The following is a 14,279-nucleotide window of genomic DNA, read 5'->3' as shown; positions in this document are numbered from 1 at the left end:
CAGGACGTGGCGTGTATACCGATGCAGGTCAGTTAGCCGTTTTCGCACAGACAAAATTGCCACAGGACGCGGCATCCTTAGACTGAGTTACTCTATTTCAGTAGATTTTGGATACCCTCTAAAAAGGAATCGCATCCATATTCATCTCACACCTTCCGAGATGGGAGATGAATGTGAATGAAGATAAAAAAGGACAGCTTGGCACTATAGCCTCGCTGTCCTTGTTTACCCTGCATGAGTGTGCAATTATATCCGTTCGTATGATATGAATTATTTAGAAGTAGAAACTTCCTCTTTTTTCTTCACAACAAACTCATCATTCACATAATCAATGATCACTTGGTCACCCTTCTCTACATTACCTTTCAGCAGTTCTTCCGATAAACGGTCTTCTACTTGTTTTTGTAATGAACGACGTAGTGGGCGAGCACCATATTGAGGGTCGTAGCCTTCCTCTGCAATTTTTTCAAGAGCCGAATCCGTTAACTCTAACGAAATGTCTTGCTCTTTTAGACGTTTTGTTAAAGAATTCGCCATCATCGCTACGATTTCTTTTAAATGTTCTTTTTCTAGTGAGTGGAAGACGATCATTTCGTCGATACGGTTTAAGAATTCTGGGCGGAATGCTTTTTTCAGTTCCTCCAGCATCGTACCCTTCATATCTTTATACTTCGTATCCGTACCACCGACATTGAAGCCAAGGTTTTTCTGATATTTTAAAGCATCCGCACCAACGTTTGATGTCATAATAACAACTGTGTTGCGGAAATCCACCACTCGACCTTTAGAGTCTGTTAAACGGCCATCTTCTAGTACTTGAAGTAAAATATTGAAAACATCTGGATGAGCCTTCTCAATTTCATCTAGTAATACTACAGAATATGGTTTACGGCGAACCTTTTCAGTTAGTTGACCGCCATCATCAAAGCCTACATAGCCTGGAGGTGAACCAACTAAACGTGAAGTCGAATGTTTTTCCATGTACTCAGACATATCAACGCGAATCATTGCGTCCTCATCACCAAACATAACTTCAGCTAATGCCCTAGCCAGCTCTGTTTTACCAACCCCTGTAGGGCCTAAGAAAATAAATGAACCAATTGGTCGTTTCGGATCTTTCAAGCCAGCTCTTGCACGACGAATTGCGCGAGAAATTGCCTCTACCGCTTCTCCTTGACCTACAACACGTTTGTGTAACTCTTCTTCAAGTTGTAATAACTTAGAAGATTCCTCGGAAGCAATTTTAGATACTGGAATTCCAGTCCACATAGATACTACCGCCGCTACATCATCCACTGTAACTTTTGATTCGGCTTTACCTTGCTCTTCCTTCCAATTTTTTCTCGTAGTTTCAATTTCATCTTTTAGCTTTTGCTCTGTATCTCTTAATGATGCTGCCTTTTCAAACTCTTGGCCTGAGACAGCTGCATTCTTTTCAGAGCGTACATTTTCCAGCTTATCTTCAAGCGCTTTTAAGTTTGGTGGCACCGCGAATGAACGTAAGCGTACTTTAGAGCCTGCTTCATCAATCAAATCAATCGCCTTATCTGGTAAGAAACGATCCGAAATATATCGGTCACTCATTTTTGCTGCCGCTTCAATAGCTTCATCTGTGATTTTCACACGGTGATGTGCTTCATAACGATCACGTAAGCCTTGAATAATTTGAATCGCCTCTTCTACAGTTGGCTCATCAACTTGAATTGGTTGGAAACGGCGCTCTAATGCCGCATCTTTCTCAATATATTTGCGATACTCATCTAGTGTTGTTGCACCAATACATTGAAGCTCACCACGTGCTAAAGATGGTTTTAAAATATTTGATGCATCGATGGCACCTTCTGCACCACCAGCCCCGATTAATGTGTGCAATTCATCGATAAATAAAATGACATTACCAGCTTGGCGAATTTCATCCATCACTTTTTTCAAGCGATCTTCAAATTCACCGCGATATTTTGTTCCAGCAACAACCGTCCCCATATCAAGTGTCATGACACGTTTATCACGAAGAATTTCTGGCACTTCATTATTAATAATTTGCTGTGCTAAGCCTTCAGCGATAGCTGTTTTACCGACACCTGGCTCACCAATCAATACAGGGTTATTTTTTGTACGGCGAGAGAGTACCTCGATAACACGTGTAATCTCCTTGCTTCGACCAATAACCGGATCTAGAGTACCTTCACGAGCAATTTGTGTTAAATCACGCGCAAGGCTATCTAATGTAGGTGTATTGGCAGCCTGTGCAGCTTGTTGACCAGATTGAGCATTGTCATTATTGCCTAATAACAATAGTACTTGCTGACGAGCCTTATTCAATCCGACACCAGCGTTATTTAATACACGAGCCGCGATCCCTTCACCTTCACGAATAAGCGCCAATAGTAAATGCTCTGTTCCAATATAGGAATGGCCTAATTTACGTGATTCATCGACTGATAGCTCTATTACTTTTTTAGCTCGAGGTGTGTAGTGGACAATTGGGCCAACATCCTCTTTACCCTTCCCTACAAGCTCTTCAATACCCGCTTCAATCATTTGAGGGCTAATATCAATGGCTTCTAATGCTTTTGCAGCAATACCGCCACCTTCGCGGATAAGCCCTAATAGAATATGCTCTGTTCCAATTGATTCGTGCTTCCAACGAATCGCCTCTTCTTGTGCAAGCTGTAATACTTTTTGCGCGCGTTGTGTAAAACGATTAAACATCAAATGAATCCTCTCCTTTTCCCCGAATAATAGGCTTACTCATACTTTCTTGAGATAGTGCCTCACGAAGCATTTCAGCTCGTACGCGATCTCGCTCAGCAGGCGGCAAAACGTCGCCTGCATAATTCTGTAAAAAACCAGGTTGCATACTGACTACACATTCGTTTAATTTGGTCGCTTTAATACCTTCAATTAACTGTAAATCTACTCCTAAACGAACATTGGATAGACAGGTAGCAGCTTCCTCACTCGTTAAAACCCGAGCATATGTTAACGTACCTAAAGCACGGTACACACGATCTTCTAGGGCAAGCTCTGCTTTTTCCATTAACTTGCCTCTTGCATGTCGTTCTTTTTGAATTATTTTTTCAGCAACACTTTGGATGTCCGCTAAAATGTCATCCTCTGTTTTTCCTAGTGTAATCTGATTTGACACTTGGTAAACATTACCTGTATTTTCGCTACCTTCCCCATATATTCCTCTTACCGTCATTCCTAATCGTGTCATTGCATTAATGATTTGATTCATCTGACCCGTAAGTGTAAGGGCTGGCAGGTGCATCATGACAGATGCTCGTAAACCAGTACCAATATTTGTTGGGCAACTTGTTAAATAACCAAATGTATCTCGGAATGCATAAGGCAGAGCTTTCTCTAAGGTACGATCAATTTTATTGGCCTGCTCGTATGCCTTTTGAAGTTGAAAACTCGCTGTCATACATTGAATGCGTAAATGGTCTTCTTCGTTCACCATAATGCTAATTGATTCGTCATCCGATAAGAGCATGGAACCAACTTGCTCTTTTTTTGCAAGCTGAGGACTAATTAAATGTTTTTCTACAAGTATTTGACGTTGTAAAAGTGTTAAATCCTTAATAGCAAAATATGAAAAATTTTCTTGAAGTTCTGTACTGTCCTTTATTGCATGTGTAACTGCCTGTTCTACATGTAATGCTTCATCCTCTGTAAAGGCTAACGGAAAACGATATCCATCTAAATTTCGAGCAAGGCGGATGCGTGTACTAATGACAATATCTGAATAATCGTCCTCCACACTCATCCATGTTGGTGTAGCACGCTCTAAAAACGATTCAATCATCACGACACATCACCACCTTCAAATTGTACCTGTTTCTCAAGTTCCTTCACTTCATCACGAAGCTTTGCTGCCTCTTCAAAATGTTCTTTATCTACAGCCATCTTCATACGTTTACGAATATCCTCAATTTGCTTTTTGATGACATAAACATTGCTTCGAGCGCCGGGCATTTTCCCTATATGTTGAGGTCCAGCCTGTATACGATTAAAGAGCTTCGGTAAGTGCTCACTAAAGGTATCATAGCAGCTAGGGCATCCAAATTTACCTTCTTTTAAAAACCGTTTATACGTAAATCCACATTGTGGACATGTTTGCGGTTGCGGTGGTGCTTGCTGCTTTTCACCCACTTTTTGTTGCTGCCATGTAGGTGAGCCAAACCAATTGGATAATAGCTGTTGAATAGATACTGGCTCTTGCTTAAATTCAGCATGAAATGGATGGAACTGCGAGGCGCAGACGTCACAATAATGGTGCTCCACCTTTTGACCACTTTGAACTTGTGTTACAGTAACCGTCGCATTACGCTGCTTACAATGTTCGCAAATCATTTCCATCACCTCTTTTATTTTTGCTGTTCATATTTAATCGTTGTTAGCATCGCTCGTAAAATTTTTGCTCGAATATGATCCCGTAACGGGAGTTGCAAATCAATAGTTGAGCGATCAACTGCTGCTAATATTATGTTCGCTTCTCGCCTTGAAATTACCTGCTCATCAATTAGTCGATAAACTAAATCTTCTGCCATTATTTGCGATGCCCCACCTTCAATTTGCCTGAGGACATCATCGATTAGATCAATTTGTGAATTCGCGCGGACACGTAAAATTCGAATGTATCCACCACCACCACGTTTGCTTTCAACAAGGTAACCTCGTTCGGCGGTAAATCTTGTATTAATTACATAATTTATTTGTGAGGGCACGCACTGAAATTTATCTGCAATTTCACTACGTTTTATTTCAATATGCCCTTCTCCACCTAATTCAAGTACTTGCTTTAAGTAGCCTTCTATGATGTCTGATATATTACGCATTTTAGGAATACACCTCGCTTACTACACTGACTTTGACTATCTTTGACTTTCTTTGAGTATATTATACAAAACGCTTGAAAATAATTGCAATTATTTCGCACACAGAAAAAAAATCCGCCGAGTGCTTTAGCTATAAGATACCCTTATTGGCAAAAGAAAAAACGCAAGCATATGCAACTAGCATATACTTGCGTCTATAAAAATTATACCCAGCGACCAACAATTGGATAGCGCCAAGACTCATCAGATAAAGCCTTCACAATACCGATAATTGGCGCGATAAAATACATAATCCCAAAAACAATTAAGAACGGTATACCAATGAGTAGGAAGCTAAAAATACCCGAAATTGTAAGTAAAACTATCATCACTACTTGGAACAGCAAGGCTTGCACAGAAATGCTCTTTACCTCTTCCTCCGAACTAATTAAGAAAAATATAATAGGTACTAACCATGGCGCAAAAAATGCACTTGCGTGTATGATTACCTTAGACCATTTAGTTTCCATTTATATCAACCCTTCCATATAATTTTTTTATTTTATGTACTATTTTTTACGGAAATACACCTTAAATAGTTTCAATTTTAAATTGGATTTATAAAATTTTTTTGAAAGGCATGTGATACTCGATGGAATTTAATAACACACTTGCAAATGAATATGAAAAAGGTATTCGTCGCACGCTACCTAGCTACGATGCAATGCTACGTTTAACACAAACCTTTTATCAATTTGCATTACCTGAAAACGCTGAATTTTTAGTAGTTGGCTCCGGAAGCGGTAATGAAATTTTACAGCTCGCCGAGAAAAGACCCCATTGGTCATTTGTTGGCATCGATCCATCAGAAGCGATGCTACAAATTGCTGGCGAACGTTTAAAGTCTCTACCTAATAATATTTCTTTATATCAAGGAACTATACTGGATACTAAGCTACCTTCAGTAAAATTTGATGCGGCAAGCTGTGTACTAGTGCTTCACTTTATACAAGATGATCAAGAGAAGCTTGCAACATTAAAAAAAATAGCCAATAATTTAAAGCCTGGTGCTCCATTTGTGCTCGTCTCAAAATACGGGCAGCCGGGTACTTTAGAAACCGAGCTACAATTTGATTTATGGCGCGCTTATTGGCTACAGCATACAAAGCTATCACCATCAGACGTAGCGGAAATGGAGAAATCCATCCGTTCTCTTTCATTTATGTGTGAAGAGGACATATTAGCACTATTACAGCAGGCAGGCTTTACAAAACCATCTAGATTCTTTGCCACTACTTTATTTGGTGGTTGGATATGTTATAAAGAAAGCGTCTAAAATTATTCCTTGTGAAGATTAATACACCTGTTAGGATAGAATTAAAAGAATTGAGGTGAATGCTGTGATACGCACTATTGGAATTACAAAAGATCAAAAACTTATAAAGGACTTTCCGCTTGAAGATATACACAAAAACGAATTTGAATGGTACTGGGTCGATTTTAATTGTCCGACCGATGAGGAAGAACTATTGTTAGATTCGTTTTTCCATTTCCATCCACTCGCTATAGAAGATTGTTTAATGCGTTTACAGCGGCCAAAGCTCGATTTTTATGATGATTTCCATTTCTTTGTTATTCAAAGGATGAACGAAGAATTAACAGCTGAGGAAGTAAATATTTTTGTTTCTAATAAATTTATTGTTACGTTCCACAAAAATGTAGCACCGGAAATAGATCGAGTACAAATGATGTTAGAAAAACAGCCAAAGAATTGGGAACGTGGCACAGTATATTTAACGTACCAGGTAATCGATAAAATTGTTGATAACTATTTCCCACTTGTCTATAAAATTGAGGATCATTTAAATACACTTGAAGATGAGCTTACCTATCAAAGTAACCCTAATGCCATGAAAATTGTATTTGAATTCCGTAGTGATTTGCTCGATTTAAGACGCACCATTTTACCAATGCGTGATTTATTATATCGCATCCTTAACTCATACCGATTTTCACTTAATAAATCAGAACGAGCTTATTTCGGAGATATTTACGACCATCTGCTAAAACTCACCGAAATGATCGAATCTAACCGCGAGCTCACTGCTGATATGCGTGATAGTTATATGGCGATGAGCTCTACTCGCATGAATGGCATTATGATGACCTTAACAATTGTTTCAACTATCTTTATTCCCCTAACATTTATTGCAGGTGTTTATGGAATGAATTTTGACCATATGCCCGAGCTACATGGGAAGTATAGCTACTTTATCGTACTCGGAATTATGATTTTTATCGCATTATTCATGCTGGCAATCTTTAAACTTAAAGGCTGGTTCAATTTATTTAAAACATAAAAGTAAGCCATTTATTCATTTATCGACAAGCTAAAGGCACCTTAGATTTTTTCTAAGGTGCCTTTCACTGTTAGTAAGGACCGCGATCATCAACTTTATCTTCACCTTGCTGTGGAAATAAAAAGTATGCGAGTACACCAGATACTAATGTTGCACAGATAGTAATTAATAGTTGATCTAATTCTGGTACCTCAGCATAGTAGTTTCTTAACATGTAAACCGACCCAATTGCTACTATTACCATAACCGGAATGACAAATTTGAAACGTTTCTTTTCCATATAATACCTCCTCAACACTATCGTTACGTTCAAGCTAAACAGTTCGTATTTTACAGGTTTCCTATTTCAAATTCAATTTACCTATTACCTTTTTAGTAGTCGATTTCATGACTTTTAATCGACAATCATCTGTAACTAATAAAAAAAATATAGAAATAAACTAAAATTTCAACCAAATATAGCACAAAAAATAGTAGAATATATTAAATACTATATATTCAGCAAATTAACAACCCAAGTAATTTAATAGGTATTTAGTTTACTATTCTATGCATACTACGGACCTAAGGAATGGAGCAAACAACGATGAGTTGGTTTACAAAAAAGAACGATTCTAGCTACTCAATTACACTAGCGCCTGAAAATTATAAGAGCGATGTACAATTGGATGTATCAAACCATCCAAATCTTCAAAAACAGTTACAACTTTTAGATTTAACTATTGAGGATTTAGCCATCATAAAACAACTACAGCCTTTAGCTAAGGATTTAGTTCCTGAAATGGTGGATCAATTTTATGCAGCCATTAGTTTGAGCCAAGATTTGTTAAATATTATAAACAGAACATCACAAATCGAGCGTTTAAAAGTTACTTTACATAAACATTTGAGTGATATTTTTGAAAGTCGTATTAATGACTCTTACATTAATGAACGAAAGGCAATTGCCGAAACTCACGTTCGAATTGGTCTACAATCGAAGTGGTATATCGCCTCATTCCAATCATTAACAACGACCTTTACACGCTTTACAAATGAGTTAGATGTATCAAAACATGATGCAATTCGTGCTATCAATGCCTTCTGCAAAATCATTAACTTCGAGCAGCAGCTTGTAATCGAAGCCTATGAAAAAGAAGAGGAACGCATTCGTACAGTAGAAGGTGAAACAAAGCATGCACTTGTTACTACCATTCAAAAAACGGCAGAGGAACTCAATGAGATTAGTGAAGAAACGGCAGCTTCTTTATTAGTCATTTCCTCTCAAACAGATGATATCGCAGTAGCTACGAAGCAAGGTTTAACCTTCGTTGCTGATACACAGGAAAAATCCAGACGTGGACAGCAGCAACTGCAAGATCAAAATGATTTAATACAAGTAATTTTACAAAGTGTAAACAGTCTCGAAGTTACGATGAACCAGCTACGCACATCTTCTCAAAAAATATCGGAAATTGTAGGACTGGTCACAGGAATTGCCGATCAAACGAACTTATTAGCACTGAATGCTTCTATCGAGGCAGCCCGTGCAGGTGAGCATGGTAAAGGCTTCGCTGTTGTTGCAGAGGAAGTTCGTAAACTTGCTGAAGAAACAAAAAATGCGGTACAAAATGTTTCTCATCTCATTAAAGAAACTGAAAGTAATATTACAACAATGTCGACTTCGGTTACTAACGTTGATCAAAAGATTCAACATAGTGTAGATACGCAAAACAGTTTGTCTAAATCATTTAATGATATCGCCGATGCAGTTTCTGGCATTCAGCAGCAGTATGTAAATACATCCAGAGATATTTCAGCCATCTCTAATTTGATTACTGAATTGTCACAAGGCGCTACACTTGTTTCTTCTTCTTCCGATTCACTTATTAACGTAGTAAATGAATTACAAATGTAAGCACGAAAAAGGGAAACTGACAGCATACGTCAATTTCCCTTTTATTTTTAATGCGGTAACTCGCGTTTTTGTTTACGATGTTCGCGTCTTGCTGGTCCCGTTTCAAACAGACGTTTTTCCGCATCTGTTTCAGGATAAATTGCCGGAACTGGCTTAGGTTTACCTTCATCATCAACTGCAACCATCGTTACAAAGGATTCCGTCGTTAATTTCTCCTCACCAGTTTCAATGTTTCGTGAAATAACTCGAACATAAACTTCCATTGAAGACCGTCCAGTTGACGAAACAATGCTTTCAATTTCTAAAATAGCCCCTACATGTGCTGGCGATAAAAAGTCAACCGAATCGATAGAAGCTGTGACTACATGACCTTTTGCATGCTTCATTGCTGTAATAGCAGCAATTTCATCAATATACGCTAACACTCTTCCACCAAAAATGGAGTTGTGATTATTTGTATCTGGCGGTAATACGAGACGAGTCTGAACAGTACGTGACTGGCTCATCGGTATTGCGTTGTTTGACATAATTCTTGCGACTTCCCTTCATGAATGTTCTTTCGTCATCGTATCGCAGAACAAGAGTCGATGCAAACTAGAACGATTTTTTCATCGTAATTAATTTCATATCTGTCATTTCTTCGATTGCCCACTTAATGCCTTCACGACCGTAACCACTCATTTTTACGCCACCATATGGCATATTATCAACCCTGAAAGTCGGAATATCATTAATCATAACAGCACCTGCCTGTAATTCATCCGCTGCATATAATGCATCTTGTAAAACATTCGTATAAATTCCAGCATTTAAGCCAAGGTCCGACTCATTCACTAGTCGAATAGCGTCGTCTAATGTTTCATATGAAACAATTGAGACGATTGGCGCGAATGTTTCCTGACAAACAATTTTCATATTTGCCGTCACATTCGTCATAACAGTAGGCGTTAAAGTACGTTCCGTAAATTTTCCTCCTGTAGCAACTACCGCCCCTTGTGACTTTGCTTCCTCAATCCATTGACGAATACGCTCAACTTCTTTTGGGTTAATCATTGCACTAACATCAGTATTTGTATCTAGTGGGTCACCTACCACTAATTTCTCTGTCTCAGCAACAAACGCCTTTGTAAATTCATCCATAATAGATGTGTGTACATAAATACGTTGTAAAGAGATACAAACTTGTCCAGCAAAATTAAAGGCACCACCGACACAACGCGAAATAATTTTATCAATTGGTGTCGACGGCTCGACAATTACTGCCGCATTGGAACCAAGTTCTAAAGTAACTTTTCGCAAACCTACTTTTGCTTTAATGCCCATTCCAACCTTACCGCTCCCCGTGAATGTCACCTTTTTCACAAGCGGGTGAGTCACAAGTGTATCACTTAGCTCCCCACCGCTACCTGTAATAATTTGAAGCGCACCATTAGGTAGACCAGCTTGTTGGAAAATTTCCGCCATTATGATAGAACTTAATGGCGTTTGCGTCGCTGGCTTTAATACAACCGTATTTCCAACCGCAAAGGCAGGACCTAATTTATGTGCCACTAAATTAAAGGGAAAATTAAAAGGTGTAATGGCTGAAATTACACCTAGAGGCTCTCGCTTTGTCCAGCCAATACGATCTCCTGCCCCAGGTGCAGCATCCATTGGTACCGTTTCACCCTTTGCTTGCTTAGCTCCCTCTGCAGCAAATTGGTATGTTGCTATTGTACGTTCTATTTCAGTTAAACCTGCTGATATTGGTTTACCTGCCTCTAAAGCTAAAATTTCAGCTAATTCCTCTTTACGCTGGCGCATTATGTCGACCACTTTATACAATATTTCGGCACGTTCGTAGGCTGTTGTCTTTTTAAACGTTTGGAATGCCTCCTGAGCACCTTCGATTGCTCGTTCAACGTCAGAAATTGACGCCTTAGCTACCTTTGCGATAATCTCACCACTATAAGGTGATTTCAGTTCATATGTTTCCTTTGTGCTTTGCCACTCGCCATTCATCCAAAGTTTTGTTTCCTTCATCCTTCAAATGCACCTCCAAAATCAAATTCTTCTTTATTTTATCACGAAGAACTTGTTGCTACAGCTGCTGCACTTACTGCTGCGAACATCGCTGCCTGCTGTGCTTGAATTAGCAATTCAATGGATGACATGATTGACATTGATAAGGATTGTTGTACATTCGCCATATCATAAATAGCAATTTGTGTGGCCATAAATAACACAAATTCACGATGCCATTTTAAAAGTTTCATACCCTTTAACTCATGATATAAATCAACAATCTGTTGAAGCTGTGCTTGATTCACTTCAAGGATTGCTAAAAAGCCCAGTAATGGATAATGCATCGCCTTGACCTTTACATCTTGATTTTTTAGTGTGTCACGGATCGTAACAACATTAGGCACTAACTTATTTTCATATTGAGGTGATAAGAAAGTCAGTACTTGTGATAGCCATTGAAGCTCATTACCTGCATTAAAATTATACGTACGTAATTCTTTATAATAACGATTCATTGTTTCTGCACGTAGCTCAACATCGTCAGATTGGCTACCTAACAATACTGCATAGGGAATATCATCGTACGACGTTAAAAATCGGTGGTGCTTGCGGATTGCATCAAATAATGCGCGTGCTACCTGTGCATGTGCGCGTTTCTCACTTTCCTCTTCCGTTAAAAACTGTGCACCTATAAAACTAAAATTCCCGCTTCTGAATTTTACCTCTTTCATTATGCTAACGTTCGTCAGTAAATTTTTCACCGCCCGTTCTGTATCCTCTTGATCCATCAAATTTGCAGCAATACTATAACCTACCGTCGTTCTTAACGGAGATGACCATGACGTTTGCTTTTTCATTTCTTGTAATACTTTTTTATATTTAATGGAATCAAAGGGTTTTCCAGATGCCACATATTTGCTAGCGATTGCCAACACAATTTTACGATCAACCGTCCGACCGACAGCCTTTGAGACATCCTCCACCGTACTTGTAAACTGATTTTCTATCATAACAAAGTCCATGTTTAACACGCTCCTTTTTCCATACTTACGTAATATATTATCGAAAAGATTCAGCTGTTTTTTAAAATCAGCACATACTTAAAACCTTCCATACGCTTTTTCCAGAAGAATGAACATAAAAAAAAGCGGCAATATTCTTGCCGCTGTCCTTAAAAGTAAATTTGCTTAATTGCTTGTTCGGTGCACTTAAATTAATCCTAATTCTTTTAATTCCTCTGCGGAAAAGGCTCTTGACCTTGTTAAAAACCTCTTACCTTCAACACCTTCCAGTGAAAACATACCACCTCTACCGTCGACAACGTCCAAGATTATTTGTGTATGCTTCCAATAATCATATTGATTTTTATGCATGTAGAAGGAAGCACCACCAATCTCTCCAAGACAAACATCCTGGTCACCTAATAGTAAGTCTCCTTCTGGATAACACATTGGCGAGGAGCCATCACAGCATCCACCTGATTGATGAAACATAATGGGCCCATGCTTTTCTTTCAATAATTCGATTAGTGCTAGCGCTTCTTCAGTTGCTAAAACACGCATGACCACGCTCATGCACCTCCCTACTAATTAGAAGAAGCCAAGTTTGTTTTCGCTGTAGCTAACTAATAAGTTTTTCGTTTGCTGATAATGCGCTAACATCATCTTATGGTTTTCACGACCAACACCCGACATTTTATAGCCACCGAACGCTGCATGTGCAGGATAAGCATGGTAGCAGTTTGTCCAAACACGCCCAGCTTGAATACCACGACCGAAGCGATAAGCCGTATTCATATCACGCGTCCATACACCTGCACCTAAACCATATAGTGTGTCATTTGCGATTTCTAATGCTTCCTCTTTTGTTTTAAATGTTGTTACGGCAACAACTGGCCCGAAGATTTCTTCTTGGAAAATACGCATTTTATTATGTCCTTTGAAGACAGTTGGCTTAATGTAGTAACCATTTTCAAAACCTGCTCCTACATTATTTTTCTCTCCTCCAATCAGACATTCTGCACCTTCTTGCTTACCAATATCTAAATAAGAAAGGATTTTTTCCATTTGCTCACTCGAAGCCTGCGCTCCCATCATCGTATTCGGATCAAGTGGATTCCCAACTTTAATCGCTTCAACACGTTGTAGGACGCGTTCCATAAATTTATCATAAATAGACTCTTGAATTATTGCACGAGAAGGACATGTACATACTTCACCTTGATTTAGGGCGAATAATACAAAGCCTTCAACCGCTTTATCTAAAAAGGCATCGTCTTCATCCATAATATCTTCAAAGAATATATTTGGTGACTTGCCGCCCAATTCTAATGTAACTGGAATAAGATTTTGTGAAGCATATTGCATAATTAAGCGACCTGTCGTAGTTTCACCAGTAAAGGCAATTTTGCCAATCCGTGGGTTCGATGCTAATGGTTTTCCTGCTTCTAAACCAAAGCCATTCACAACATTAAGTACGCCCGATGGTAATAAATCTTCTATTAATTCAACGAACACCATTATCGAAGCTGGCGTTTGCTCTGCAGGTTTCAACACTACACAGTTTCCAGCTGCAAGTGCAGGTGCTAGCTTCCAAACGGCCATTAATAACGGGAAATTCCAAGGGATAATTTGACCTACTACCCCAATTGGCTCATGGAAATGATAAGCGACTGTATCATTATCGATTTGGCTTACCGCGCCTTCTTGTGCACGTAAAGCCCCCGCAAAATAACGGAAATGATCAATCGCAAGAGGGATATCTGCATTTAATGTCTCACGTACCGCTTTTCCGTTATCCCATGTTTCGGCAACGGCTAGCTTTTCTAAGTTTTGCTCTATGCGGTCCGCAATTTTAAGTAAAATGTTTGCACGCTCTGTTGGAGATGTTTTGCCCCATTCTTCTTTTGCGGCATGTGCTGCATCAACTGCAAGTTCAATATCCTCAGCAGTAGAACGAGCTAATTGTGTAAAAACTTGTCCAGTAACAGGTGTAACATTATCAAAGTATTGTCCTTTCACTGGAGGTGTCCATTCCCCACCAATGTAATTTTCATATTTCTCTTTGAATTGAACTACCGATCCTTCAGTGTTTGGAAATGCATAAACCATTTTACTTCTCCCCTTTACACAAAATAATAATGAGAAAATAATCTACAAAAATCATCATTTTCATCGAAAAAACGATATTTTCATA

14 protein-coding genes are annotated in these 14,279 nt (G+C 38.8%); 3 read left to right on the top strand and 11 right to left on the bottom strand.

Annotation, left to right across the window (positions count from 1 at the left end; all coding sequences use genetic code 11):
* Positions 1-270: 270 nt before the first annotated feature.
* The 5 genes from ABNX05_RS13645 to ABNX05_RS13625 form a co-directional block, all read right to left on the bottom strand.
* Positions 271-2,715 carry an ATP-dependent Clp protease ATP-binding subunit gene (locus ABNX05_RS13645; protein ID WP_349660248.1) on the bottom strand — a complete coding sequence of 815 codons (2,445 nt, stop codon included), beginning with the start codon at positions 2,713-2,715 and terminating at the stop codon, positions 271-273.
* Positions 2,705-3,814 (bottom strand): protein-arginine kinase McsB, encoded by a 1,110-nt coding sequence (gene mcsB, locus ABNX05_RS13640; protein WP_349660247.1) that lies wholly within the window; start codon positions 3,812-3,814, stop codon positions 2,705-2,707. Before mcsB ends, ABNX05_RS13645 begins: the two co-directional genes overlap by 11 nt.
* Positions 3,811-4,359 carry a UvrB/UvrC motif-containing protein gene (locus ABNX05_RS13635; protein WP_349660246.1) on the bottom strand — a complete coding sequence of 183 codons (549 nt, stop codon included), beginning with the start codon at positions 4,357-4,359 and terminating at the stop codon, positions 3,811-3,813. Before ABNX05_RS13635 ends, mcsB begins: the two co-directional genes overlap by 4 nt.
* A 14-nt stretch (positions 4,360-4,373) precedes the next feature.
* Complete coding sequence (locus ABNX05_RS13630) at positions 4,374-4,844, bottom strand: CtsR family transcriptional regulator (RefSeq protein WP_349660245.1); 471 nt, start codon at positions 4,842-4,844, stop codon at positions 4,374-4,376.
* A gap of 203 nt (positions 4,845-5,047) precedes the next feature.
* Positions 5,048-5,353 (bottom strand): DUF4870 domain-containing protein, encoded by a 306-nt coding sequence (locus ABNX05_RS13625; RefSeq protein ID WP_197142567.1) that lies wholly within the window; start codon positions 5,351-5,353, stop codon positions 5,048-5,050.
* Between the two features lie 122 nt (positions 5,354-5,475).
* On the opposite strand from ABNX05_RS13625, the gene ABNX05_RS13620 reads away from it, so the two are divergent.
* Entirely contained in the window at positions 5,476-6,159 is a 684-nt protein-coding gene (locus ABNX05_RS13620) for a class I SAM-dependent methyltransferase (RefSeq protein WP_349660244.1), read from the top strand.
* Between the two features lie 64 nt (positions 6,160-6,223).
* Positions 6,224-7,183 (top strand): magnesium/cobalt transporter CorA, encoded by a 960-nt coding sequence (gene corA, locus ABNX05_RS13615; protein ID WP_349660243.1) that lies wholly within the window; start codon positions 6,224-6,226, stop codon positions 7,181-7,183.
* A 70-nt stretch (positions 7,184-7,253) separates the two neighbouring features.
* Here the strand turns inward: corA and ABNX05_RS13610 are convergent, their stop codons facing one another.
* Positions 7,254-7,463 carry a hypothetical protein gene (locus tag ABNX05_RS13610; RefSeq protein ID WP_349660242.1) on the bottom strand — a complete coding sequence of 70 codons (210 nt, stop codon included), beginning with the start codon at positions 7,461-7,463 and terminating at the stop codon, positions 7,254-7,256.
* A gap of 306 nt (positions 7,464-7,769) precedes the next feature.
* On the opposite strand from ABNX05_RS13610, the gene ABNX05_RS13605 reads away from it, so the two are divergent.
* Positions 7,770-9,080, top strand: a complete 1,311-nt coding sequence (locus tag ABNX05_RS13605) for a protoglobin domain-containing protein (RefSeq protein ID WP_349660241.1) — start codon at positions 7,770-7,772, stop codon at positions 9,078-9,080.
* Between the two features lie 47 nt (positions 9,081-9,127).
* Here ABNX05_RS13605 and ABNX05_RS13600 read toward each other — a convergent pair whose 3' ends face one another.
* From ABNX05_RS13600 to adh, 5 genes are all read right to left on the bottom strand, one after another.
* A complete protein-coding gene (locus ABNX05_RS13600) occupies positions 9,128-9,607 on the bottom strand; it encodes an acyl-CoA thioesterase (protein WP_079562402.1) in 480 nt (159 codons plus the stop codon).
* A 67-nt stretch (positions 9,608-9,674) separates the two neighbouring features.
* Positions 9,675-11,102 (bottom strand): aldehyde dehydrogenase family protein, encoded by a 1,428-nt coding sequence (locus tag ABNX05_RS13595; RefSeq protein ID WP_349660240.1) that lies wholly within the window; start codon positions 11,100-11,102, stop codon positions 9,675-9,677.
* 41 nt (positions 11,103-11,143) lie between these two features.
* Positions 11,144-12,106: a DUF4003 family protein gene (locus ABNX05_RS13590; RefSeq protein ID WP_349660239.1), complete on the bottom strand. Its 963-nt coding sequence runs from the start codon at positions 12,104-12,106 to the stop codon at positions 11,144-11,146.
* 186 nt (positions 12,107-12,292) lie between these two features.
* On the bottom strand, positions 12,293-12,652 hold the full coding sequence (locus ABNX05_RS13585; RefSeq protein WP_349660238.1) for a DUF779 domain-containing protein: 360 nt from the start codon (positions 12,650-12,652) through the stop codon (positions 12,293-12,295).
* A 21-nt stretch (positions 12,653-12,673) separates the two neighbouring features.
* Positions 12,674-14,194: an aldehyde dehydrogenase gene (gene adh / locus ABNX05_RS13580; protein WP_197142579.1), complete on the bottom strand. Its 1,521-nt coding sequence runs from the start codon at positions 14,192-14,194 to the stop codon at positions 12,674-12,676.
* Positions 14,195-14,279 lie beyond the last annotated feature (85 nt).

Source organism: Lysinibacillus zambalensis (assembly GCF_040183165.1).
Lineage (GTDB): Bacteria > Bacillota > Bacilli > Bacillales_A > Planococcaceae > Lysinibacillus > Lysinibacillus zambalensis.
This window is presented reverse-complemented; position numbering and strand designations above follow the sequence as displayed.

Coding starts and splice junctions, on each gene's coding strand:
- ABNX05_RS13600 (WP_079562402.1), bottom strand. CDS start 9,607: ATGTCAAACAACGCAATACCGATGAGCCAGTCACGTACTGTTCAGACT.
- ABNX05_RS13625 (WP_197142567.1), bottom strand. CDS start 5,353: ATGGAAACTAAATGGTCTAAGGTAATCATACACGCAAGTGCATTTTTT.
- ABNX05_RS13620 (WP_349660244.1), top strand. CDS start 5,476: ATGGAATTTAATAACACACTTGCAAATGAATATGAAAAAGGTATTCGT.
- ABNX05_RS13635 (WP_349660246.1), bottom strand. CDS start 4,359: ATGATTTGCGAACATTGTAAGCAGCGTAATGCGACGGTTACTGTAACA.
- ABNX05_RS13595 (WP_349660240.1), bottom strand. CDS start 11,102: ATGAAGGAAACAAAACTTTGGATGAATGGCGAGTGGCAAAGCACAAAG.
- ABNX05_RS13630 (WP_349660245.1), bottom strand. CDS start 4,844: ATGCGTAATATATCAGACATCATAGAAGGCTACTTAAAGCAAGTACTT.
- ABNX05_RS13590 (WP_349660239.1), bottom strand. CDS start 12,106: ATGGACTTTGTTATGATAGAAAATCAGTTTACAAGTACGGTGGAGGAT.
- ABNX05_RS13610 (WP_349660242.1), bottom strand. CDS start 7,463: ATGGAAAAGAAACGTTTCAAATTTGTCATTCCGGTTATGGTAATAGTA.
- ABNX05_RS13605 (WP_349660241.1), top strand. CDS start 7,770: ATGAGTTGGTTTACAAAAAAGAACGATTCTAGCTACTCAATTACACTA.
- adh (WP_197142579.1), bottom strand. CDS start 14,194: ATGGTTTATGCATTTCCAAACACTGAAGGATCGGTAGTTCAATTCAAA.